This window comes from Methanogenium cariaci JCM 10550, assembly GCF_001315945.1.
Lineage (GTDB): Archaea > Halobacteriota > Methanomicrobia > Methanomicrobiales > Methanomicrobiaceae > Methanogenium > Methanogenium cariaci.
This window is the reverse complement of sequence record NZ_BBBG01000006.1, coordinates 1-21,410: the sequence shown is the minus strand read 5'-3', so window position 1 is coordinate 21,410 and position 21,410 is coordinate 1. Positions and strand designations below refer to the sequence as shown.

Annotated in this window: 26 protein-coding genes and 4 pseudogenes; 14 read left to right on the top strand and 16 right to left on the bottom strand. The window is 55.3% G+C overall.

All coding sequences use genetic code 11. From position 1 onward, the window contains the following. Nucleotides 1–7: 7 nt before the first annotated feature. The 4 genes from JCM10550_RS22355 to JCM10550_RS19620 all read left to right on the top strand — a co-directional run bounded on the left by JCM10550_RS22355 (nucleotide 8) and on the right by JCM10550_RS19620 (nucleotide 1,673). Entirely contained in the window at nucleotides 8–319 is a 312-nt protein-coding gene (locus JCM10550_RS22355; RefSeq protein WP_062397966.1) for a hypothetical protein, read from the top strand. Continuing rightward, nucleotides 289–669: a hypothetical protein gene (locus JCM10550_RS22350; protein WP_062397964.1), complete on the top strand. Its 381-nt coding sequence runs from the start codon at nucleotides 289–291 to the stop codon at nucleotides 667–669. The genes JCM10550_RS22355 and JCM10550_RS22350 overlap by 31 nt, the downstream gene beginning before the upstream one ends. A 70-nt stretch (nucleotides 670–739) precedes the next feature. Next, nucleotides 740–1,510, top strand: a complete 771-nt coding sequence (locus JCM10550_RS06805; protein ID WP_062397962.1) for a hypothetical protein — start codon at nucleotides 740–742, stop codon at nucleotides 1,508–1,510. Beyond that, entirely contained in the window at nucleotides 1,494–1,673 is a 180-nt protein-coding gene (locus tag JCM10550_RS19620) for a hypothetical protein (RefSeq protein ID WP_062397960.1), read from the top strand. Before JCM10550_RS06805 ends, JCM10550_RS19620 begins: the two co-directional genes overlap by 17 nt. A gap of 72 nt (nucleotides 1,674–1,745) precedes the next feature. On the opposite strand, the gene JCM10550_RS22345 is transcribed toward JCM10550_RS19620, so the two are convergent. From JCM10550_RS22345 to JCM10550_RS22330, 4 genes are read right to left on the bottom strand one after another with little or no spacing between them, the layout of a single operon-like run. Next, nucleotides 1,746–2,249 (bottom strand): APC family permease, encoded by a 504-nt coding sequence (locus JCM10550_RS22345; protein WP_245618821.1) that lies wholly within the window; start codon nucleotides 2,247–2,249, stop codon nucleotides 1,746–1,748. After that, nucleotides 2,219–2,461 carry a hypothetical protein gene (locus JCM10550_RS22340; RefSeq protein WP_245618820.1) on the bottom strand — a complete coding sequence of 81 codons (243 nt, stop codon included), beginning with the start codon at nucleotides 2,459–2,461 and terminating at the stop codon, nucleotides 2,219–2,221. Before JCM10550_RS22340 ends, JCM10550_RS22345 begins: the two co-directional genes overlap by 31 nt. Then, nucleotides 2,442–2,819 carry a hypothetical protein gene (locus tag JCM10550_RS22335; protein ID WP_245618819.1) on the bottom strand — a complete coding sequence of 126 codons (378 nt, stop codon included), beginning with the start codon at nucleotides 2,817–2,819 and terminating at the stop codon, nucleotides 2,442–2,444. Before JCM10550_RS22335 ends, JCM10550_RS22340 begins: the two co-directional genes overlap by 20 nt. Next, a complete protein-coding gene (locus JCM10550_RS22330; RefSeq protein WP_245618818.1) occupies nucleotides 2,776–2,985 on the bottom strand; it encodes a hypothetical protein in 210 nt (69 codons plus the stop codon). Before JCM10550_RS22330 ends, JCM10550_RS22335 begins: the two co-directional genes overlap by 44 nt. A 350-nt stretch (nucleotides 2,986–3,335) precedes the next feature. Here JCM10550_RS22330 and JCM10550_RS18445 point away from each other — a divergent pair, with 350 nt between their 5' ends. Continuing rightward, on the top strand, nucleotides 3,336–3,512 hold the full coding sequence (locus JCM10550_RS18445; protein WP_157200024.1) for a hypothetical protein: 177 nt from the start codon (nucleotides 3,336–3,338) through the stop codon (nucleotides 3,510–3,512). A 107-nt stretch (nucleotides 3,513–3,619) separates the two neighbouring features. Here JCM10550_RS18445 and JCM10550_RS20040 read toward each other — a convergent pair. Further along, nucleotides 3,620–7,540: pseudogene (locus tag JCM10550_RS20040) on the bottom strand (DNA-directed DNA polymerase II large subunit). 158 nt (nucleotides 7,541–7,698) lie between these two features. Between JCM10550_RS20040 and JCM10550_RS06785 the strand changes: the two are divergent. After that, nucleotides 7,699–8,277 carry a hypothetical protein gene (locus JCM10550_RS06785; RefSeq protein ID WP_062397959.1) on the top strand — a complete coding sequence of 193 codons (579 nt, stop codon included), beginning with the start codon at nucleotides 7,699–7,701 and terminating at the stop codon, nucleotides 8,275–8,277. A gap of 158 nt (nucleotides 8,278–8,435) precedes the next feature. Here the strand turns inward: JCM10550_RS06785 and JCM10550_RS06780 are convergent, their stop codons facing one another. Further along, on the bottom strand, nucleotides 8,436–8,942 hold the full coding sequence (locus JCM10550_RS06780; protein WP_172673798.1) for a HEAT repeat domain-containing protein: 507 nt from the start codon (nucleotides 8,940–8,942) through the stop codon (nucleotides 8,436–8,438). 112 nt (nucleotides 8,943–9,054) lie between these two features. On the opposite strand from JCM10550_RS06780, the gene JCM10550_RS06775 reads away from it, so the two are divergent. Beyond that, entirely contained in the window at nucleotides 9,055–9,363 is a 309-nt protein-coding gene (locus JCM10550_RS06775) for an acylphosphatase (protein WP_062397955.1), read from the top strand. A 21-nt stretch (nucleotides 9,364–9,384) separates the two neighbouring features. Here the strand turns inward: JCM10550_RS06775 and cas1 are convergent, their stop codons facing one another. After that, nucleotides 9,385–10,167, bottom strand: coding sequence for a CRISPR-associated endonuclease Cas1 (cas1, locus tag JCM10550_RS06770; protein WP_172673797.1), 783 nt, complete (start codon nucleotides 10,165–10,167; stop codon nucleotides 9,385–9,387). Next, on the bottom strand, nucleotides 10,089–10,421 hold the full coding sequence (locus JCM10550_RS24620; RefSeq protein WP_172673796.1) for a CRISPR-associated endonuclease Cas1: 333 nt from the start codon (nucleotides 10,419–10,421) through the stop codon (nucleotides 10,089–10,091). The genes cas1 and JCM10550_RS24620 overlap by 79 nt, the downstream gene beginning before the upstream one ends. A gap of 272 nt (nucleotides 10,422–10,693) precedes the next feature. Here JCM10550_RS24620 and JCM10550_RS06765 point away from each other — a divergent pair, with 272 nt between their 5' ends. From JCM10550_RS06765 to JCM10550_RS06750, 4 genes and pseudogenes are all read left to right on the top strand, one after another. After that, nucleotides 10,694–11,224, top strand: a complete 531-nt coding sequence (locus JCM10550_RS06765; RefSeq protein ID WP_062397954.1) for a DUF308 domain-containing protein — start codon at nucleotides 10,694–10,696, stop codon at nucleotides 11,222–11,224. A 187-nt stretch (nucleotides 11,225–11,411) separates the two neighbouring features. Next, nucleotides 11,412–12,733 (top strand): annotated as a pseudogene (locus tag JCM10550_RS06760) (phenylacetate--CoA ligase). A gap of 17 nt (nucleotides 12,734–12,750) precedes the next feature. After that, nucleotides 12,751–14,054: pseudogene (locus JCM10550_RS06755) on the top strand (phenylacetate--CoA ligase). Beyond that, nucleotides 14,054–14,491: an ACT domain-containing protein gene (locus JCM10550_RS06750; RefSeq protein ID WP_062397952.1), complete on the top strand. Its 438-nt coding sequence runs from the start codon at nucleotides 14,054–14,056 to the stop codon at nucleotides 14,489–14,491. The pseudogene JCM10550_RS06755 and the gene JCM10550_RS06750 overlap by 1 nt, the downstream one beginning before the upstream one ends. 289 nt (nucleotides 14,492–14,780) lie before the next feature. On the opposite strand, the gene JCM10550_RS06745 is transcribed toward JCM10550_RS06750, so the two are convergent. From JCM10550_RS06745 to JCM10550_RS18400, 3 genes are all read right to left on the bottom strand, one after another. Then, complete coding sequence (locus JCM10550_RS06745) at nucleotides 14,781–15,935, bottom strand: C39 family peptidase (RefSeq protein ID WP_157200015.1); 1,155 nt, start codon at nucleotides 15,933–15,935, stop codon at nucleotides 14,781–14,783. A gap of 1,042 nt (nucleotides 15,936–16,977) precedes the next feature. Beyond that, nucleotides 16,978–17,310: a hypothetical protein gene (locus JCM10550_RS06735; RefSeq protein WP_157200014.1), complete on the bottom strand. Its 333-nt coding sequence runs from the start codon at nucleotides 17,308–17,310 to the stop codon at nucleotides 16,978–16,980. A gap of 116 nt (nucleotides 17,311–17,426) precedes the next feature. After that, nucleotides 17,427–17,600 (bottom strand): hypothetical protein, encoded by a 174-nt coding sequence (locus tag JCM10550_RS18400; RefSeq protein WP_157200013.1) that lies wholly within the window; start codon nucleotides 17,598–17,600, stop codon nucleotides 17,427–17,429. 164 nt (nucleotides 17,601–17,764) lie between these two features. Between JCM10550_RS18400 and JCM10550_RS06730 the strand changes: the two genes are divergently transcribed. Then, a complete protein-coding gene (locus tag JCM10550_RS06730) occupies nucleotides 17,765–18,136 on the top strand; it encodes a hypothetical protein (protein WP_062397945.1) in 372 nt (123 codons plus the stop codon). Between the two features lie 338 nt (nucleotides 18,137–18,474). Here JCM10550_RS06730 and JCM10550_RS06725 read toward each other — a convergent pair whose 3' ends face one another. The 4 genes from JCM10550_RS06725 to JCM10550_RS24610 form a co-directional block, all read right to left on the bottom strand. Continuing rightward, nucleotides 18,475–18,762, bottom strand: a complete 288-nt coding sequence (locus JCM10550_RS06725; RefSeq protein WP_245618817.1) for a nucleotidyltransferase domain-containing protein — start codon at nucleotides 18,760–18,762, stop codon at nucleotides 18,475–18,477. Further along, the gene (locus tag JCM10550_RS06720) at nucleotides 18,762–19,169 is read right to left on the bottom strand and encodes a HEPN domain-containing protein (RefSeq protein ID WP_062397941.1); all 408 of its coding nucleotides are present in this window, start codon (nucleotides 19,167–19,169) and stop codon (nucleotides 18,762–18,764) included. Before JCM10550_RS06720 ends, JCM10550_RS06725 begins: the two co-directional genes overlap by 1 nt. 149 nt (nucleotides 19,170–19,318) lie before the next feature. Next, nucleotides 19,319–19,513: a manganese efflux pump gene (locus JCM10550_RS24615; protein ID WP_281175300.1), complete on the bottom strand. Its 195-nt coding sequence runs from the start codon at nucleotides 19,511–19,513 to the stop codon at nucleotides 19,319–19,321. After that, entirely contained in the window at nucleotides 19,513–19,830 is a 318-nt protein-coding gene (locus JCM10550_RS24610) for a manganese efflux pump (RefSeq protein ID WP_281175299.1), read from the bottom strand. Before JCM10550_RS24610 ends, JCM10550_RS24615 begins: the two co-directional genes overlap by 1 nt. Nucleotides 19,831–20,005: 175 nt before the next feature. Here JCM10550_RS24610 and JCM10550_RS22325 point away from each other — a divergent pair, with 175 nt between their 5' ends. Then, complete coding sequence (locus tag JCM10550_RS22325) at nucleotides 20,006–20,410, top strand: hypothetical protein (RefSeq protein ID WP_245618859.1); 405 nt, start codon at nucleotides 20,006–20,008, stop codon at nucleotides 20,408–20,410. Further along, complete coding sequence (locus JCM10550_RS06705) at nucleotides 20,296–20,574, top strand: YIP1 family protein (protein ID WP_245618846.1); 279 nt, start codon at nucleotides 20,296–20,298, stop codon at nucleotides 20,572–20,574. The genes JCM10550_RS22325 and JCM10550_RS06705 overlap by 115 nt, the downstream gene beginning before the upstream one ends. A 35-nt stretch (nucleotides 20,575–20,609) precedes the next feature. Here JCM10550_RS06705 and JCM10550_RS06700 read toward each other — a convergent pair. Then, nucleotides 20,610–21,410: pseudogene (locus tag JCM10550_RS06700) on the bottom strand (bifunctional hexulose-6-phosphate synthase/ribonuclease regulator); the annotation flags it as partial.

Here is a 21,410-nt window from a genome sequence, read left to right as displayed (position 1 = left end):
GGAACATATGGACGAAAAAACGAATGACACCAAAAAAACCGGGAAAAAACGGAATATATTCGGCTCCGTCTTCCCGCAGAAATATGACTTTGAAGCGATGCTGGTCGAACAGGCAGAGAACACCCTCGCGGGGGGGATGGAGACGTTTATTCAGTGGATCAATGAAGAGACCCTGACTCCCCCTGATGAACTCATCAGTGTCGGAAGCGAGGTCGACCTTCTCCGGTACAAACTGGAGGCTCGACTCATCGAGCGTTCTCCACGCCGTTTAACCGGCAGGACATCTACATGCTCTCCCGGAATATCGACTACATCCTGAACTATGCCGTCGAGACCGCCCGTGAGATGCATGCCTTCAACGTCAGCCCGGACGATCCCATCCGGGATATGTCACTCTCCCTGCTCCACGGCACCCGTCATGTGGTGGAGGGCACACGTTACCTCGGCACCGACAAGGGGGGGAGAGTCGAGGACTCCATCCGGAAAGGGCGCAAGCATGTGCACATGATCGAAGACCGCTATATCACCTGCATGGCAGACCTCTTCGGGAGCGACGATGCGATGAATGCCATGAAAAAACGGGAGATATACTATCATCTCCGGGATGCCGGGAAGGCCCTGAGAATAACACTCTATATCATGCACAAGGCGATGGTCGGGCTCGCATAACACCATCGCACAGGCAGAGAAGGCCCGCCGGCAGGAGCACAGAACCGATCCACAGCTTTTTTCGCCACGGATGACCAGACATTCTGTTTATATATGGCGCAGGTATCCTACGTATGTCCCTCACTCAGACAGAAGACCGACGCCTTCCGCGGGGGGGGCTTGCCAAACGGGGGGGGAAGAGGCCGTCCGGCACGGATGTGAATATGGGGGGGAGATCACCGCAGGGTTTGTCTGCACAACCGCAGAGGAAGAGGCAACCGGCCTCCCGATGCATGCGATGCTGACCCCCCCTGCCGCCATTTCCACTCTCTACGGCGAAGGAAACCGTCTCCCGGACGGGATACGCTATATCCTGAACACCGAGACCTCGTTTCCGCACACCGACCGGTTCGGCATCCGGCACCCGGCGGCCGTCCTCCGGTGGGACGACCGGGTCTGGCTGACCGAGTTTGTCGAGATGCTGGTCTTTATCTCCGACCATCTCGGACAACCTGCGGATGCGATCGTCCTCCATCCCGGAAAGGCGCATGGCATGACATTCTCCGCGATGGCACGGGCGATGCGGTATATCCGGGACGCCTACGCCAATGCCTGTACCCGCATGCCTGCGGTGCTGATGCAGAACGGCTACCCCCTCGCTGATACAGTCGGGAAACGATATCCGGGACTTCTGGCTCACCATGCAGGCGCAGGTGCCGGAATGCTGCGATACCTGCGGTGTGCTCCTCGACCTCTCCGCCCTCGACACCGCCGCCCACCATGCAAAAGTTCCCCTCTCCACATTCCTTGCGCCCATCCCTGCCGCCGCCCTGAAGGGCTTCTTTTTGCGGCCCGCGGATGAAAATACGGATGACACCATACCATGGGAGAGTCTCTTCCGGGGGATACGGATGCTGCCCCCCCACGATGCCCTGATCATCCCGGACGTCCGCCACCCGGACGAGACCGAAGAGATGCTCGCCCGCTGCCGGGCGGGCCTTTCCCCCCCCGAACCGGACGAGTGAACTCCCGACATACGTTATCTACCACAGGCGACGTGGCGGCAGACCCGCCATCGATCCCGGAACTATTGTTCTTCAGCCTTCCCGGCTGTTCTGCGTGACAGCATCCAGCCCAGACCGGCGGCACCGAGAAGGAGCACCATCCCGATGAGAAGGATGTTTGCGTCCAGCTGGAACAGGAAGAAGAGACAGGTCACGATCCCCCCCAGAACGGCGGGGACGGGCACATTCCCGACCGTTCCCGGCACCCGGTAGCCGGGGGGTGTCAGGCATCGTCTTCCGAAGCCGGATCACGGCGGCGTTGATGACGATGAACGTGATAAACAGCGTGAAGTTCGCAATCAGGGCCACATCCCGGATATTTCCCGGCAAAAGAAAGAGCATCGAGATGAGGGCCGCACCCACAATCGCCACCACCGGTGTCCGCCGTCCCGGATGCACATATCCGATCACCGCGGGCAGCGTCTGTTTCTGTGCCATGCCATAGAGAATACGCGATGAGGCGAGCATCATCAGCAGGGCGGTATTGGCCGTTGCAAAGAGGGCAATCACGGTAAACAGCAGATACCCGCCGGGCATCGCCTGACCTGCAATCTCGGCAAAGGGGGGGTTGGGGGGGAACCGGCAATGGCCTCATAGCCCCCGATGCTCACGACCGATATCGAGACGGCGATGTAGAGGATAATCGTGATCCCAATCGCCACGAGCAGGGCTGCGGGGGGGATTGTGCGTTCAGGAGTAACGGTCTCATCCGAGAGTTTGACAATCTCCTCAAACCCCCTGGTAGGCAAAAAAGATCAGGGCGGCGGCGGCAGCGACGCCCGGAAACCCTTCCGGTGCAGCAAAATAATCAACCGAGCCGATATGCGGCAGACCGATGATGATGATGCCGATAAGACCGCCCGCCTCAATCAGGGTGAAGATGATGGCAAAGACGGCGGACTGTTTGATGCCGGTCAGAAGGATGAGCGAGAGCAGGGCCAACAGGCAGACTGCCACCGGGAGGACCGGGGGGGCACCCGTCACAACACCGGTAAAGTAACCGGCAAACCCGAGGCGACGGTGGCCGCACCCACGATGCCGGAGAGTATCACCATGCAGCCGATCACAAACGCGATACGCCTCCCGAAGGCTGGCGGGAGTATTCATACTCCGCACTGGCGCCGGGGGGGAACATGGACGAGAGTTCCATGTAGGAGAGTCCGGTAAAAGAGGCGATGAGAGCGGCAAGCACAAAGGAGATCCAGGTGGCATTGCCCGCCACCGCTGCGGCTTCCCCCCCGATGAGAGCGTAGATACCCGCACCCAGTATCACGCCGACCCCCCCGATATGACGACTTCCGGGAAGGTCAGGCTGCGCCGAAGGGAGGGGGTCTTGTCAGGAGTCATCTGTTTACCTGAACGTGCATCGACGCCGGGGGGGGTAATATGTCCGCCGGTGGTCTGCTCTCATACCGGGGATGCCGGGAAGAGTGCATTCATATATGAAGATCCAGGGCGGCAGATAAAGATAGTGCAATTTCCGAAATATCCCTAAAATCGGCCGAATACAAAATTTAAATCATTTTTGTCGGCATTGGCGCTTGCAGTGTTGTATACTTTTATTATTTTCCGGGGGGCATCACGTACTCTGCGGTTTCCTGGAAACCGGGGGGGGTTGAAGAGATGAAGATATTCAGATGTGAAATGTGTCCAAAACCGTGTACCATCACGACACTGGATGAAAAACCCATGGCCTTCTGTCCGGTCACGGGTGCGGCGGCAGAGTGGAAACAGGTCAACGGCCGGTCATCACGAAAACTGCCGCAGACGGACCGGACCGGAGAAGAGGCAGTATCCTAACGCTCTAGTCACTATTCTTCTGCCCCGTGTGGTGAGTATGCCCGTCCCCGCATGACTAACGGTGTACTCATACCGGCAGAGGGGGGGGAACAATTCTCCCCCCTCTCTCACATAAAATCGCCCAGGGACATCTGGGTCTCTTTTTCCTCACCAAATGTCGATACCAGATACATATCCAGCATCTCGATACGCTGCGCGTGTACTCCGATATGTCGTAATCCTCACAGATTTTCCGTGACATCTCGATGTACTTCTTTACCGACCCTCATGCACGGTCTGGATAATCTTTCCGCCGCAGCGGCATTTGCCTGCCATCGGCATCCGGCGGTATTTGGCATTACACGTCGGACACCGGAGTTTCTGGCGGGAGAATGCGTTGAGATTGCCCTGCAGATCCGGGATGAAATGGGTCTTGAGCACCCGTTCTGCGACATCGGAGACGTCCACGGCCCGGATGATCCTGCCAGTTCCAGTTCCGCCTCCAGTTTGTCGGACATGGTGCCCAGCGTGGTGTAGGTGGACAGCAGCGGACCTGCCGATATATCACTCGTATCATGTGTGAACCCCACTCCCTCATACTGTCCGGGGGGGGTGCCCAGCCGGTTTTCGAGGTGGTCGATTATTTTCGAGAGTTCTTTCGGGTGGCGGTATGCCAGTGCCGCGTCATAGAGTTCAATCGGATAGGACCGGCAGGCATCGACATTGTGCGACTCCCCGTCCACTTCGGCAGGATCCAGTTTGGAGGTCAGGACAAGCGGTGCATCCATCGACCCGCCGCGGGTTTCCGGCAGAAACGAACGCGAGAAGTTGATCAGTCCGTCCATCAGGAGCATGACACAGTCCTCGTCCCCCCCGTCACACTGGCCGGTGAAGATGCCGTTTGCCGCAAGGGTGTGATCCTCTGCTACCGTCAGGCAGTAGACATACTCCCCCCCAAAGTTGGGGATGTATTCCTTGGTCTCTACCCGGTCGGTCATCATCAGCCGGCTTCATAGACCGGGACCGTGTCACCCTCCTTCAGCTCCATCGCCCGGATCTTGCGCTGGTATGCAAGATCAGAGACGAGCATCGCGTGATCGGGCGTGACCGTCACCTGCTTTCCCCGGCTGGTGGTGAACCGGATCAGATGGTCCGGCGCCCGGTGCACCGAGACCGAGGTCACCTTTCGCAGGTGTATCATCCCGTTCGTGTCAAGGGCATGCACCCAGAAGGAGGCCTTCGGATCGGAGTAGTAGGTGCCCACCTGATCCAGACCGGGCCGGTCCAGATCAAAGTTCTCGACCACAAAGTGCCCGATAGGCAGGCTGCGCCACTCCGCCCCCCCGTCATAGACCTCGATCATCGTGTCGGGCGCAAAACAGTTCCGCCGTTTTGCCGCATGGAAATACGGGTGGGCATATCCCACCGGGGCCCGGGTAACGCCGATCACCCGGGCAAGCACCCCCCCCGCACTCGTATGCGGTGCGAGACCCATCACCAGCTGGCCGACGATATCCTCCCGTTTTTCTGCATGGTAATACGGGGGGGCAGACCATAGAGTTTCTCCAGCATCTCATCGATGAATTTCGCCACCCGCAGGAGCCATCCGGCGCAGTCCTCGGAAACGAGGATATCCTGTGCCCGGATTTCCAGCACCTGGTCCGGGCGGGTGAGGGGGGGCACTCCGTCGATATCGTTCGGGTAGCCGAGTTCAACAAGTCGTTCCACACTCACCCCCCCGATCTCATCCGGCCGGATATGGGTGAGCGGCAGGTCGATCATATCGTAGCGCAGGGTGCCATCCTTGAAGACATACAGATCTCGTTTTGCCCGGAGAATGCCTTTTTCAATGGATTCAACGGGCCGTTCCTTTGAGATCAGCCCGCGGACCCCCCCTTTGAGGAGTTCGACCTCATTCGGGCGCATCGCAAGGGCATGGAGGGCGTTTGCATACTCTGCTTTGATATTGACCTCCGCGTCTTTCTGCAGGCAGACCCCGTCCGCACCGCAGGACGGGCAGGTATCCTCTCCGTCCAGTTCACGACCGCAGCGGGGGGGACAGGTGAAGACGGCTTCGGTATGCCTGCCGCATTCACTGCAGATGTTCTTGTAGGTATCCTGTCCGCAGGAGGGGCAGCGGCGCTGGCCGACATCGGCGTGGATGGTGGTGCTCTTGTTGCCCTTTCCTTTGAGGACCTCCTGGAAGGAACGGCGCGAACCGCCTTCATCCCCGACCGGAAAGATGACATGGGGGGGCGGCGGACGCATCTCGCGTGCCTTTGATTTGCCGGGTCTCCCCATCCTGCCGCCGATACGGATACCCGCACGCGATCGCATACGTATGCCCGACAGGTGCATGGCCAGAGAAAGACCGTCGCCGTCCGGGATTGTCTCCCAGGTGCTCTTGGGGGGGTGCAGGTCCGCGGTGAGGCCGAGACAGGCGCAGAGGGCCTCGGAGTAGGGACAAGAATGGTGCCGTCAGTTACCGTATGTGGGACAAGCAGAATTTCCAGGTGCCGCTTCTCCGGGGGGGCATCGGCAGGCAGCTCAAGCCCTTCAGGGGGGGTGATGCTGCCTGCGGCCGCCACCCAGTCGGCAAGAGCACGGATATCCGCGGTGGCGAGATCATCCCAGACATAGGTATAGGCCGGGTGGAGGTAGCCTCCTGCTGCAGCCATCTCCATGGCCTCCGTCTCGTCCGCAGGTGTATGCGTACCCCCGTCCAGTTTCCACCACTCCTCACAGTAGGTCGGGGGGGCATGAGCGGGTGGTTGTTCTCCAGAAACTCCCCCCCGTAGGAGACGAGCATCTCGCCGACATCGAGGATCTCCTCCACACTGCTCATCAGGCGCAGGGCGGTCTCTACATCGTCGATGCGCAGCACACTACCATCAGTCAGTTTTACCGTCGGTCCTTCGATGGTGTCGACCGGCACCACGCCTGCCGCCTTGCCCGGCCGCTCCACCTTCATCTGGGTGCCGACGGCAAGGAAGTTGCCGAGGATGTGCAGCGTGGCCGGACTGAACCCCCGCCGCCGCAAATCCGGTGTTGCGCGAACGGCCGTAGCGGAGGCGGAATCCCCCCGCCCGCATGGGATAGGAAAAGACCGGTCGGCCGCCGATTAGATCACGGATGTACTTGTCCTTCGGTTTGACACCCGGTTTCTTGTCTTTCTCTTCTTCGTCGTCGCTTTTACCCTTGGACGCCCCCGAGATGATGATGTCCAGCCAGTCCCAGCCTTCCATATGCACCTTATCGACGGTCTTTTTTATTTTCGGTGCCTTGAGGGCAAGTCCCTCCGCCACGACGAGGGCCATACCGCCGCGAACCGTATTCGTCTCAATCCGTTCGAGGTTGCGGTATCCGGAGACCTCCACCCGTTCGGTCGGTTCCCCTTCCACACAGACCGGGCAGTTCTTTATGATCACCCGGAGTTCGTCGTCGGTCGGAAGATACTGCAGGGAGGCCTGACTGTTGTATTTCTTCACCTCTTCAACGTAGCGTTCGACCTCTTCCTTGCGGGGGGGAATATACGGCGCCATTCCCAGACCCCGCCGGACATAGTCCCCCCCACCAGGACCGAGAGCGCCTGAGCAGTCCCTCCCGCACTCCGTATCGGCCCTGCATAGTATATCTTCAGGTAATCCGTCCCGTCATCGTTCTTGCCGATGCCCACCTTGGCAATGCCCTCGGTGGGTGCTGCCACCACGCCTTCCGTCAAAAGAGCCATCGAAGCCCGGATGGCATGGTCCAGCGTCTCCTCGCGGGTGGTTTCTCCGAACATCTGGGCGATGAAGTCGTCACCTATTTTGAGCGCCACCTCTTCACGGGGGCATGGTCTCCGCAAGTTCCCGCAGCCGGGCGGCCACCCCCCCCGTATAGCCGAGCAGGGCCTCCACCCGGTCGGCGAGATCGTTTGCCACCGGTATCTCCACTACCGTCCGCGGGTCAATTCCCTTTGCCCGCGCCTCATTGGCGACCCCGATCGCCTCTTTGAGCTTTGCCTCAAGTCCGGCAAAGTAAGCCTCCATCTCCGGTGACGCATGCATGAAGATGTAATGCCTCCCGGAGGCACATTATCATTTGTGTTCAGGTATGGCTGAGGCCGGGATGGTGTGCAGTTCCATTAACAGTTTTTTAATCTGTTCAGGAAGAATAGATAGTGTAGAGAGAGGCAACTCCCGGTGCCTCCGGAGCGATATCTGTTATGTTTAATGTCCGTGCATTCTGCCTTGGCAAGGCGCATGAAGAAGTGATTAAGACCATCGTGAAGCATGGCACGTTCCTTGTCACCGAAGACAATGAAAAGACGCTGGAACTGCCGGAACCCTTCAATATTCACGTGGGTGACCCGTTTGCAGACTATATGGTAAGCCCCCCCCACAATATGTTCGGCGAGCGGGCGATGCAGCAGTATGTCCATGACCTCATCGAGGGCACGGATAACGAGTTCGTCTACACCTACCACGACCGCCTCTTTGATTACCCGCGGCGGGACGATACCGGAAACCCGCGCGGAAACGGAGACGGGGACGGCATCGACCAGGTGGCATATATCATCGAAAAACTCCGCTCGGACCCCCCGCGTCCCGGCGGGCGGAGGGGGATCACCTGGTACCCGGAGTACGACGATGTCTCCGACAACCCCCCCCTGCCTCCAGCGTATCCAGTGTATGGTGCGGGACGGTGTCCTCAATATGCATGTCGAGTTCCGGTCCAACGACATGCTCTCCGCACTCGGTGCGAACATGTATGCACTGGTCCATCTGCAGAAACATATCGCTGACGCCTCGGTCTCCCGGTCGGCTGGTATTCCCACACCTCGGTCTCGGCGCATATCTACTATGAGCGTGACCACGAGGAACTGATGAAGTACGTGAACGGTCTGGGACTGGCAGATCAGATAAAAAAATTGGACAATAGTGCCTATATCACCCTATAGGCTTATTCATTCATCATCGATAGGGCAAGGGCTTCGGTCCCTTCCCCCCCGCCCATCCGGTAGAGGGCCATCTTTGCGCAGCGTTTGCGCAGGCCTTCGGACTCTTCGATGAGTTTCACCAGACGCTTTATTGCCGGTTCACCCATCCGTCCGAGGGCAAGGGCAGCATATCCCCCCCGGACCTGTGCGTCCTCATCATCTAAGAGTTCGATGAGCGGTTCGAGGGCCGGTTCTCCCATCTCTCCGAGTGCTGCTGCCGCATACCGTGCGGTGTCCGGATCTTCCGGGACGGTGATGAGATAGATGAGTGAATCAATGGCAGGAACGCCTATCATCGCGATTGCCCGTGTCAGATACCATCGGACGTCGTTGTCCTCTGCAATGATGAGTGCGCCCACGAGCGGGTCGACCGCCTCATCGCCAAAGGCGGCAACGGTGCTGACCGCCTCACGGCGTGCCTTTACATCCCCTGTCCGTATCGTTTCGATACATCCGTTAATCTCTTCCATATCTCCCATACGAATACTACTGTTTCACCAGAACAGGTATCAGTTGTTCGGTCAGGAAATCAAATCCATTATCTGTGAAGTCTGCCTACCTCACCTGTAGAGAAGGAATATCATGGAGAAAGATGCCACGGAGACAGACGCCCTGCAGCGTACCGTCAGAATCGTCGTTAGCGGACGGGTTCAGCATGTCGGATTCCGTGTCTGCGTGAAAAAAATGGCACAGCACCTGAGTGTCACCGGAGTGGTCATGAACCTGCCGGACGGGACAGTTGAGATTCGTGCCACAACAGAGCCGGTTATTCTGGAAAAATTTATCTCTCTTCTCTACTCCTGTCCCCCCCGCGCCATCGTCCGGGATCTGGAGATCACCGATACGGAACGCCACAGTTATGACGGTTTTTCCGTCATCATCCCGGAATAGCGGATGAAACAGCGATCCGGATCACCGGGTTCCGGGGACGGATATCGCGAAAAAATCTGAATGATCGGGGGTCCTGTCATCGGGATTGGGGGGGACACGATCTTTGTAGAGTCCGGGAAACTGGTAGGCAAGAGATAACGACCCTTCCCCCATTACCGCCTGAGAAAGGGAGAGCACATTGTCATCGATGATCTCCTGATTTATTGAGGCACGGAGGGCGGCAATCAAAGCGTCTATCACCTCTTCGTTGAGATGGCAGCGTTTGGTGCTGACCCGGTATCTACCGTCAATCAGACCCGCCCGTGCAATGGAGAAGACCGCCGTATCCACCATCGATGTCTTCAGGGGATCGATGAGGTCTACCACAAGCGACCGTTCCCCCCCTTCCCGCATAAATCCGTGATCCGGGTCAAGGTATGCACCGATGACCGACACGATGGTGTTGCCGAAGAGCATGGCATACCCTAAGGAGAGCATCGCGTTGACCGGGTCCTGGTGGGGCCGCGGCGTCCGGCGGCGGAACCCGAGTTCCGGTGAGAGGCTGCGTGCCATGATCTCGTAGTACATGTCTCCGGCCAGTCGGTGCACCCGGCGGATCTCGTCCATGGTGACCAGGTACTCGATGTCGGAGAGGAGATTGTGCATGATTTCCTGTTCCCCCCCCTTATAGAACAGGCTCTCGCCCAGCTGGTCCTCGGTCCGCTCAATGGAAAGCAGCCGTGATTTCAGGGTGACCTGTGCAATTTTCCGGGCAAAGGTATGGGGCATGCGGGCCCGCTGGGCTTCCCTGATATCCGCTCCCACATCACTGCCGAAGGGGTTGAGCATGCAACCGGCGTCCCGTCCGCGTCAAAGAACGAGACGGATGAACCCTGTCGCAGCAGGCGTGTCACCGCCGAGGTATGGATATTGTGCCCTCCCACAAGAAGCAGGTGCTGTACCGATGGAAGCGGGAACTCCTTTTGTTCGCCTTTGTAAAGAATACTGAGTGTTGTTCCGGTTGACTTGATGTGGGCGCCGAAACCCGCCACAACATGCCAGGAGTGTTCGCTTGTCATATGTACACACGATAAATAGAGTACACAAGTACTCCATCCATACATTAATTCATCGTTTACGTTCTCGGACGCTGCATTCGTCGCAGCGGGTGACGATACCGATCTCCGGAATATGTTGCCTGAAAATGCCGGTAAATTGCTGTTCAGAGTTAATTTACTCGTAATTTGTAAGCGAATACATATATTGTTCATATGCATTAGATGAACTATGGAATTTGAACAAACAGAAGTGATGGTCTCCGGGGGACGAACTGATCTCCGCTGCCTGGTGGGTGTTTATCCTGCAGGGCCTTATTGGGATCACCCTCGGCGGACTTGCGATGCTCTTCCCTGAATTTATCGTCGGCCTGCTGGCAGTCCTCTTGGGCATTATCATTGTGCTCTACAGTATGTCCATTATCGTCCAGTCGATTGTGAGCAAAGACTCCGGCGGACGAAAGATACTCATGATCATTCTGGGCATTATCGGCGTCATCATCGGTGTGCTTGCACTGATGAACACCACGGTGCTGGGTCTGACGATTGCCCTTATGCTGGGTCTCTGGGCGTTTATTTCAGGGTTTGGCGCACTCCATACGGCACTTACCGCAACCGAGTTCCACTGGTACAGGATCCTCTTCTTTATTATAGGGATTCTCTTCCTCGTGTTCGGCATCTATGTGATCTTCTATCCGCTTGCCCTGACGGCAGCGTTTATCTGGGTACTGGGTCTGTTTGCCCTGATCATCGGAATCATGACCATCATCCTCGGGTTCATCATGCAGTCACAGATGAAGAAGGCCCTGCAGGGATCCGGGTTCTGACCGAACCGGCCTGACAGGATTCCAAATATCCGGCGTGCTATGCTACGGCATAGCAATCTTTTTTCAGATCATCCCTGCATAGTTATACTATGATTATTCCGGGTGCTGCTGCGCCTCTGGGAATATACAATATCCGGCCGATACGCATACCCATTGCCCGGCCCGGCACAATGAGTTGGTTATCAGAATGAAATACTGGAACAGGGAGATGGAGACCCTGAAGGGCGATGCACTGCACACCCTTCAGGCAAAACGGCTCAGAAAAACCGTCGAGCAGGCAGAAAAAGTACCGTTCTACCAGAAGATGCTGAAGGAGGCAGGGGGGGTCCGTCCCGAAGATATCAAAACGGTGGACGATGTGCAGAAACTGCCCTTTACCAAAAAGACCGATTTACAGGGCGGTTATCCGTTCGGGTTCTTTGCGGTGCCGATGAAGGAGTCGTGCGGATTCATACGACATCCGGGACGACCGGTAAACCGACCGTGGTGGGATACACCCGGCAGGACCTGGATAACTGGTCCGAACTGATTGCACGGAACCTGACGATGATCGGCCTCACCGATGAGGATGTCTTCCAGAATGCGGTGAACTACGGTCTCTTTACCGGAGGGCTCGGCTTCCATTACGGTGCCGAGAAGGTCGGAATGACCGTCGTCCCGAGCGCCACGGGAAATACCCGCCGCCAGATCGAGATGATCGATGACTTTGGGGGGGTGACGGCCATTCACTGCACGCCGAGTTATGCGATGCATATCGCCGAGGTGGCCGAGAAGGCGGGCACCACGCTGCCGACGCTGAAGACGGGTGTCTTCGGGGGGGCGGAACCCTGGTCAGATAATATGCGCCGGATGCTGGAAGGAAAACTCGGGGGGGTGACGGCGTATGATTCCTATGGCATGTCCGAGATGTACGGGCCGGGTGCGGCGTTTGAGTGCCCGGAACGAAACGGTCTGCACATCTGGCATGACATGTACCTCGCAGAGATCATCGACGAAGACCGGGGGGGAGGTGCTCGAACCCGGTGAACGCGGCGAACTGGTGGTCACCCCGCTCGTGAAGGAGGCGATGCCCCTGCTGCGTTACCGGACCGGGGGGGATATCACGATGATCCTGGAAGAGGAATGCCCCTGCGGTCGCGGCATGAAGATTGCCCGCCTGCACGGGAGGAGCGACGATATGCTCGTGATCCGGGGGGGCATCAATGTCTTCCCGTCCCAGATCGAGCATGTGCTGCGCTCGGTGCCCGAGGTGGGCGACGAGTTCCTGGTCTATGTGGACCGGGTAAACCATCTGGATGAGATGACGATTGAGGTGGAGATGGACCGCAGCGCCTTTAAGGGCGAGCTGGAAGATCTGACCCGGGTGCAGAACCGGGTGGTGGCGGCATTAAAAGAGGCGCTCAACCTCCGGACCGCGTGCACCTGGTTGAACCCGATTCCCTGCCCCCCCGGTATGAGGGGGGGAAGGCCAAGCGGGTCATTGACCGGCGGGGGGGTGATGCACTGTGATCGCCTGGGACCCGAATATGGAGCTCAGATCGGAGGCAGAACTGAAGCGGATGCAGTTCAAGCTTTTGAAGACGCTGGTCTACCGGCTCTACTCGTTCTCGAATTTCTACCATGACCGGATGGTGGCCCACGGGGGGGTGCACCCGGACGACATTACCAAGCTTACGGATGTCGGGAAACTCCCCCCCTATATGGTCAAATCCGATCTGCGGGACAACTATCCGGACAGGATATTCACGGCGACCCCCCCGGAGGAGCTGGTGCGCTATCATGTCTCATCCGGGACGACCGGGAAGCCGACGGTGGTGGGCTATACCAAAAACGATCTGGAGAACTGGACGGAGTCGCTGGCCCGTGCCCTCAGCTCATGCGGTGTCGGCCGTGGGGATGTGGTGCAGGTGGCATACGGCTACGGTCTTTTCACCGGGGGGGGTCTCGGTCTGCACTACGGGGGGGCGGAACGCATCGGGGGGGCCACGGTGGTACCGGCGTCGGTGGGCAATACCGAACGCCAGCTGGAACTGATTCAGGATCTGCGGGTGACGACAATCTGCTGCACGCCGTCCTACCTGATGCATATTGGCGAGACGGCAAAAAAGCTGGGCATATCCATCAAAGATGACACCCGTCTGAGGACGGCCATTCTCGGCGCAGAGCCTGGTCGGATCAGATGCGGGAGCGGATTGAAGCGGAGATGGGCATCAAGGCCTACAACATCTACGGCACCTCGGAACTCTCCGGGCCGATGTTTACGGAGTGTACCGAGCAGGATGGTATTCATATGTGGAGTGACCTTGCCCTGGTGGAGATCATCAGTCCCGATACCGGCCAGCCGGTGCCGGACGGCGAGCAGGGTGAGATGGTGGTGACCATTCTCCAGAAGGAGGCCCTGCCCATCATCCGCTACCGGACGGGAGACATCACGTCGATTGACCACGCTCCCTGTGCATGCGGCCGGACGCACCCGCGTATCGCACGCCTCGCCGGGCGGGTGGATGACATGCTCATCATCCGGGGCATCAATGTCTTCCCGTCGCAGGTGGAGCACACCCTCCTTAGCATCCCCCCCGAGGTCTCGGGCCATTTCATGATTGAGGTGGACCGGGCCGGTGCACTCGACAATATGCTGGTGAAGGTGGAGCTCAACCCGGAGGCGTTCTCGGATAAGATTAACGATATCCTGGATATCCGGCGCAGGGTCGGACACACGCTTAAGAATATGCTCAACGTAAGTGTTGATGTAGAGATCAGTGAACCGGGGGGGTCACTGCCGCGGTTCGAGGGAAAAGCAAAGCGGGTTATTGACAGGAGGGAGCTGTAATGGATGCAACAGAGTATACAATCAAACAGATCTCGGTCTTTTCCGAGAACAAACCGGGGAGGCTTGCGGCAATTGCAGGCGCCCTGCAGGCAGAGAAGATAAACATCCTCGCATTCTCGATTGCGGAGGCAAACGGCTTTGGTGTCGTGCGGGCACTGGTGGACAAACCGGAGGCCGCCTATGAGAAGCTCAATGCGATGGGGGGGTTCATGGTATCCTTTACCGATGTCATCGCCGTGAAGATGCGGGATGTGCCCGGCGGTCTCTTTGAGATGGCAAGCATTCTCTCGGAGGCGGATATCAATATCGAGTACTCGTATGCCTACTCCGGCCGTGAGGCGGCGGTGCTCATTCTCCGGGTCGACCGGGTCGATGCGGCGGTGGAAGAGATTCTCGCACGCGGCGGGACGCTGTTGAGTGCTGCTGAGTTTTCGTGAATATTTTTTCTCCCCCCTTCTCTTTTATTTGCATACAATCCATAATCATGCCTGATTTTTGAGTTCATTTCTTAAAATTACGTATTTGTTGTGGTGGATTATTTTTATCGGGTGGTCATTACGTGCGGATGATGGGAGCATGAAGCACCTCCATGAACCAGATGGCAAACCGGGGTTTTATTCATATCAGGTATTTCTAAAAATGGATAATAATAATAATCCTCAGTAATTACTACAATCCGGATCAAAATAAGATTATCATAAGTAAATAAAATAAGATGGAATTAATTCATCCCATACCTTTTTTTGCAGTAAGTTCATCGTATACCATAACCTGCTGCCTGAATTGGTTATACCCGACATATTTCGTTTCATTGATATCATTCGAGAACTCCCATATCGGCATAAACTTAGACATCGTCTGTTCACAGGGTTTCCATACGAGCCTAAAACTCCATTGATCTTCATATCCTTCATCATAAAAGACTTTTTTCGCTTCCTCAAGACTTGGCATTATAATACTGGTAACGTTCTCAAGTGCAGCACATGCGCCAAACATAGCAGTATCATCTTTTATGCTAATCATGGAGATAACAACAGGGATCCCGTTCTTTTCAAAGGAGATCAAATAATAATCAGGATATTTTTCATCAAGAGAATAAACAAGTAATGTCTTTCCCGGAGTTGTTCCTTTTAGCTCTTCTTGGAACAGACCTTGTTTGTTCATTTGGTCCCTTGCAAAACAAGCTATGTCTGTGTCCTTTGTTAAGAGGGTACTCACTTCAGATTCATCGGTAAATCGTATGTTTTCTGTTTCTTTTTCGTAATCCGGTTTGTTGCGGCTTCCCCAATACCCCTGCACAGTTACCCAGTAATTATCCCATGTTGAAGATAGGAAATCCACCTGGGTAAATTCATTTTTCCATAAATTAACGGAATAATAAATATTTGGTGCCATCGTATACCACGGATCATGAATCCAGACACCATTTATTTGATAAATCTGGCCACCATAAGGAGTATAACTTACTCCCTTCATAAGAGTCCAGTGATACCCTTCACTAATTAATGATGCAGAAGGAATCCCCCCCCGATTTACAATGTCAATTGCCTGACCCATTATTGCAGAATCGGCAGAACTCCATTTATGATCATCAGCCACAATATTTGGAATATAATTTTCAACACAGTCTTCAAGTCCCTGAGGATCGGTATACCACCCTGATTCGATATTATGGTTTTGGATGAAATTGTAAAGAGTATCCTGGCCTATAAAACTGCTATGAAAATCGGTCCACATCTGTGCAACTGCCGGACCACAATAATAATCAGTCTCCTGACTGTAATACGTGACCCCGAGATTGGTATCCGTCGCTACTACCGGCATTGTCATTAATGACATCAGAACCAGCACAACAAAAGTACCTGTTTTTAATCTTTTCATGTGTTCGTTTCTCCTTTTAATGATGATAGTCTCGCAGAAAAATCAAAATAAACCCCTGCTGTGTATATACAGATGATACCATCTGAATAATGCTGATTTGAAACCGGATGATTCTGGGTTTTTGGGATCTGCCTGACTATTTTGTGCATTTTTAATGTATCTGGATTTTCAAAAACCGGATTTATCCACTCTGAGAAAATCCCCCCCGCCTGAAAGAAGTGTTTTATTCATTGCTTCCAGGATAATTTTAGATTATATTTGATCCTATATCAACCTCTTAAAACCGTTCGGTTTTTACCTGACAACATGGAACTATTAAAATACGAACAAAAATTTCTATCCAATCATTCATCTGATTTAATAGCTGCACGGACCCTAAATAACAGAATAAAAACCAAAATCCCGGCAAATAAGAGAATAATGCCGATGCCAGCGGAAAAAAAGTCAAAAACGGCATCCCCCCCGGCATACCCTCCCCCCCATGACAAGGTGTCATAATTGTTTTATGGTCCATGAAAGCCAGGTAATAATTAATGTTGCAAATGATAATGCCATAAAAATGAATCCAGCAGAAGTAAGGAGAATTGTGACCGTTATTGTATTTTCCGGCTGGATCAGATTCTCCCCCCCTTTACGGGTAATTTCATAATATTTCCACTGGTGTTCATCAGGGACGGGGGATTATCAAATCGACACTGGTCAACAAGACAAGATGTTCATGTACCGTTGATTTCGCTATCTTTAAATCACGTGATAATTCGCTGGTCGTCATCCTGCGTTCTGCAAGTTTTTTTAAGATTTTAATTCTTGTTTCAGATGCAAGGATCCGGATGATATCTCCTGTCAATAGTATTCGGTCAGGATCCATTGAACTTTGTATTTGAGCATTCTTCATAATATACTTTGTAATCATAAAGGAACAGTCAGGGCAGGGCATAAATAGCACCAGATTACTCCGAGCCCTTGTCAGATACAAACTTACTGAGAATATCGATAAACCCCGAATCAATCACAAAAGAAGAACCCTCAGACCTCTGCCTTCTTAATTTTCTGGTAGATGTCTGACCGCATCAGGCCCTCTTCTTTCCCTCACTTTTTCCCGCACCCCCCCTCCGTCCCGGTTCGCCTCCCGGACCAGCCGGGCATAGCACCCTTCACAGACACTCGTCCGCTGCTCTGTGGAATGATACACCGCAGGGTCGTTGTTGCAGAGCGTGCAGTGGCCGAGGATACCGGGGAACGGCAGCGTCCCTCCCTCCGGTCGGTTGAATTTCACCTCTTCACCCGTTTTCTTTGGTTTTCTTTTATGAGGATATCGGGAAATATCCCGGTTTTTGCCAATCGATGCCAATGAAGACGTGCGTTTGCGGCCCATACTTTCATCTTCACCCATCCCTAAATCAGAGGTGGACGAGTTTCTACCTCCACCCGTATCTGCCCTGCTGAATGAGGCCCCCCCATCCTCATGAAATTTACTCTCTCTATCTGTACCTATATCTCTATATTGTAGTTCTTTAGAAGAATCATTGTCAATACGGTTTTTTCCGGATGGGCTGTCAGTATCATCCAACGGGTGAAGACCGGGTGAAGGAGTGAAATCATCCGGGCCGGAATGATTCCTCCCTCGTCATCCGAATCATCAAGCCAGACATCGGCCTTCTCCATCCATTCCCGGTAGACCTCCCGGTCAAAAAAGAAGTAATGATCCCGTCTCTTCAGTGCAACCCCCCCGGAGATTCGTGGGGAAAACCCCCCCTTCTGTGATGCAGGAATGAATCACAATATATTCCTGTATTCATCCTGCCCCCCCTCCTTTCAGTCATGAAGGCATGCTCCTCTCCTCTGCCGATATGCATTATGGGACTGTTCCGGAGAGTTCCGGCTTCGTGTCGGCCCACGCCTCCACGGTCTCCCGGATCGCGTCATCCGAATACGAGGAGATGCGGACAACCGCTCCGTGTCGCAGACACTGGGTGCACCGTTGGCGGCATGTACAGCAGGGTGTAGCAGCATGTCGACAGGTGTCCGCCATCAAACAGGGCGACGAGGTTGCTTTGTTTGAGTTATTCTGCCGTAATTGCGCCGGAAGCAATATGGCTGGCGGAAAATCCCTCGGCACAGGCACCCGAACCCGCACCTGCACAGGAGACGTCCGGAAGCTGGGGGGGGTCTCATTCTGCTGCACCTTCCTCTTCTTTTGAAGAAGCGTCTCTCTATTCTCTCTTAGATCTCTAGTGTACAGTTGGAATGCCCGGTTTTATCCTGGCGGAAAGTGCTGCCATCCTGCTGCAAAGCTGCCGCCATTCCACCAACGTCACACCCGGCATCCCACCCAATCCCCCCCTTCACCAAAACAAAATCTTCAGTCCGATGCCCACGAAGGAGGATGCATTCTCGATATAAACTGAGAGTATAGCTGCTATCGGAGAGGAATGCACCGAAGAAACGAATTGGGCATCAATACTGACACCAAATATTCAACGCCATTTTGGACCTCCCTTAGCAGGGAGACGTCCTTCGTCACCGGGCCATATCCGGGTCAGACCAATATACCCTCTTCACAAACAGAAAGGACAAACGGATTTTTGTTCCTGACAAGCTCTTCAAACTCCTGTCGTGTGTAACAGACAGGCTCAATTGGGAGATCTGTGATGTCGAAAATATCAAGCGGTCTTTTGTGGAAGCGTTCCTTGAAGTCCGCAACGATCAAGAGGTCAACATCACTTCCCTCGTTGAAATCACCACGGGCCACAGAGCCGTACAGGATTATCCTGTCGATATCCATCCGGGAACGGATCTCTTCTGTAAAAGCAGATATTTCTGCCATTAAATACTCAGAAATGTCCCTGCCTTCTTCAATATTAATTCTGCGCACCTGATACATTCTTCTGCATCCTCCAATTCAAAGTATTCAGACGGCGTCAAATCACCAACGATACTGTCAGGATACCTCGTTGTAATATACACAGCATCCAGAACCCTGGCCTCTTTTTTCAACTCCATAAAAGAAGAGTCAAACGTTCCTATCTCCCTCACCAGATCATAGACCGAATGTGTTAAAATCTTCCGGAACCCCTTTGCATAGAGTATCGCTTTTAACGATTTTTCAGCGCTCTGTTGTGCCTGAAAGCAGGCCCATTCATAGTCTGAGGTGCTGAGGCTGTTTCCGGAGCTTACCAGATCCCTTTCGCCCTGCCTAAACCATTTTCCCGCTTCATGCAGATTTGCGTCCATATCTTATCGACCTGTTTGTGTTGGTATTCAGGAGTTTATTTTCGGACATGTAGTATACAGACATCAGATATATAAGGCGATTCCCAAAAGAACCGGCCAGCCAAAATTCCGTCACAAAAACAAAATCTTCAGCCCGATGCCCACGAGAATCACCCGCCTGCCACCTCGGCGTAATCGCCGATGATGTGGCCGACCCCCCCTCTACCCGCAAAGACCCCCCCGCCCAGCGAGAGAATCGCGGTCACCGCACCGATGGCAATTGCCGGAATGAGTACCGGTTCACCCAGAAGGGCAATGCCCATCCCGGCAAAGAGGGCGTCAATCGATGTCGCAACGCCCATCATCAGGAGGCAGATGTGGTCTCAATCGGGCTCTCCCCCCCGGTACCTTCCTGTCGACCCTCGTAGATCATTTTGATGCCGATACCCGCGAGGATCAAAAATGCAATGAGCGGCCCATAGCCTGCAAGAAACGAGGAGACCGCACTGCCCGCATACCAGCCGAGAATGGCCATGCCTCCCTGAAATCCCCCGAAGACCAGCGCTGCCATGAGGCCGGTCTGTACCAGAGACCGCCGGGTGGTGATGCCCGCAGAGACTGAGACGGCGAACGCGTCCATCGCAAGACCGATGGCAATGATGAGGAGTTCATGTGAATGCACGGCTATGCCTCTCCGGGAGTATGATCTGTCGGGCCCATATGTCTGCTCAGTACTGGGGCATCCCGGTATATCGGGTTATTTATTCCGGCCTCTTCTCCGGAGATCAACACTCCTGTTTTCCCCCCCTCTCCCCCCCGGATACTGTTATTAGGTATGCGCCGCTTATGAGTCGTTCATGACATCGGGCATTACCGGGAGGATAACGGGTGTGCTGTTTCACCCGACGGAAACGTTTGCGGATACCATCCGCTCCGATACGCTGAAGGATACGCTCATCTACCTGCTTATTCTGGTCGTGATATTCACCGTCTTTTCAGCGGCGCTTTTGCTGGTGGGGGTCAGTGTGTATGCAGGCCTTGCCACCGGCATTGCGGCAGGCGGCCTCTCGGTCATCGCCCTCATCCCCCCCATGCTCTTCTTCGGGGGGGGCTGGTGGGGGCCATCATCTTTGCCGCCTACATGCATATCTGGGTCTATATCGCCGGTGGCAGAGAAGGGATCACCGAGACCTGGAAGGCGGTCATCTATGCCTCCACGCCGTCCCTGCTTTTGGGGTGGATTCCGGTGGTCGGGTTTGTGATGTGGGCCTGGTCACTCGTGCTCATCATCATCGGCATCCGTGAACTCCAGGAGATGACAACGACGCGGGCCGTTCTTGCAGTCTTCATCGGCTACCTGATCCTCGCCGCTCTCGGCGTGACCCTTGTCGGATCGATGCTTGCAGGCATACTCAGCGTATCGTAAAAAAGAGTGGCCCCCCCTTCCGGGCCAGAAAATCCTTATTTCTTTTCCCATTTCAGGAGTTCGCTCACCGAGGCGAGGGTGGAGCCGCGGCGGATCTCTTCCCGGATACGCTGCTCGGTCTTTTTGACCTCCAGCGCCCGGCGGGCCACCTCATAGGCACGCTCCCGCGGCACGACGACGACCCCCCCGACTCGTCACCAATAATCCAGTCGCCGGGCCGGACCGCCTGACTGCAGCAGGTGATCCCTGCGCCTATCTCGCCGAACCCCCCCTTGGGCTCCCCCCCGGCGTTGGGTACCACATTCGTGGCAAAGACCGGGAAGCCGTAGGCCCGGATATCGTCCACATCGCGAACGGGCCCGTCGATGACGATGCCCGCCACCTTGCGGTTCATCGCCGAGAGGGTGGCAAGTTCGCCCCCCCACGGCGATACCGAGGTGTCGCCGGAGTTGTTGATCACGATGACCTCGCCTGCCTGCGCCACGTCGATTGCCTCCACCGGTTTGGCCCAGTCACCGCCGAAGGTCTGCACCGTGACCGCCGGTCCCGCCATATGCACCCTTCCGCAGATGGAGACGATACGCTGCATCGCGCCCATGCGGTGCATCGCATCCGTCACATTCGGGGGGGCCGAGACCTGTGCGAAGAGTTCACGGATCTCCTCGTCCTTTGAGCGGCTGACCGGCGGCACAATGGACGGGTCGTTGATGGCAGCCCTGACCCGTGCCGCCGAGCCCGTCACATCGTCCGAGCGCACGATATTTCCGCCGACAATGACGATCGCAGCGCCTGCCGCCACCGCCTGTGCCGCCGTCGCCGCGTCAAGACCGCCTGCC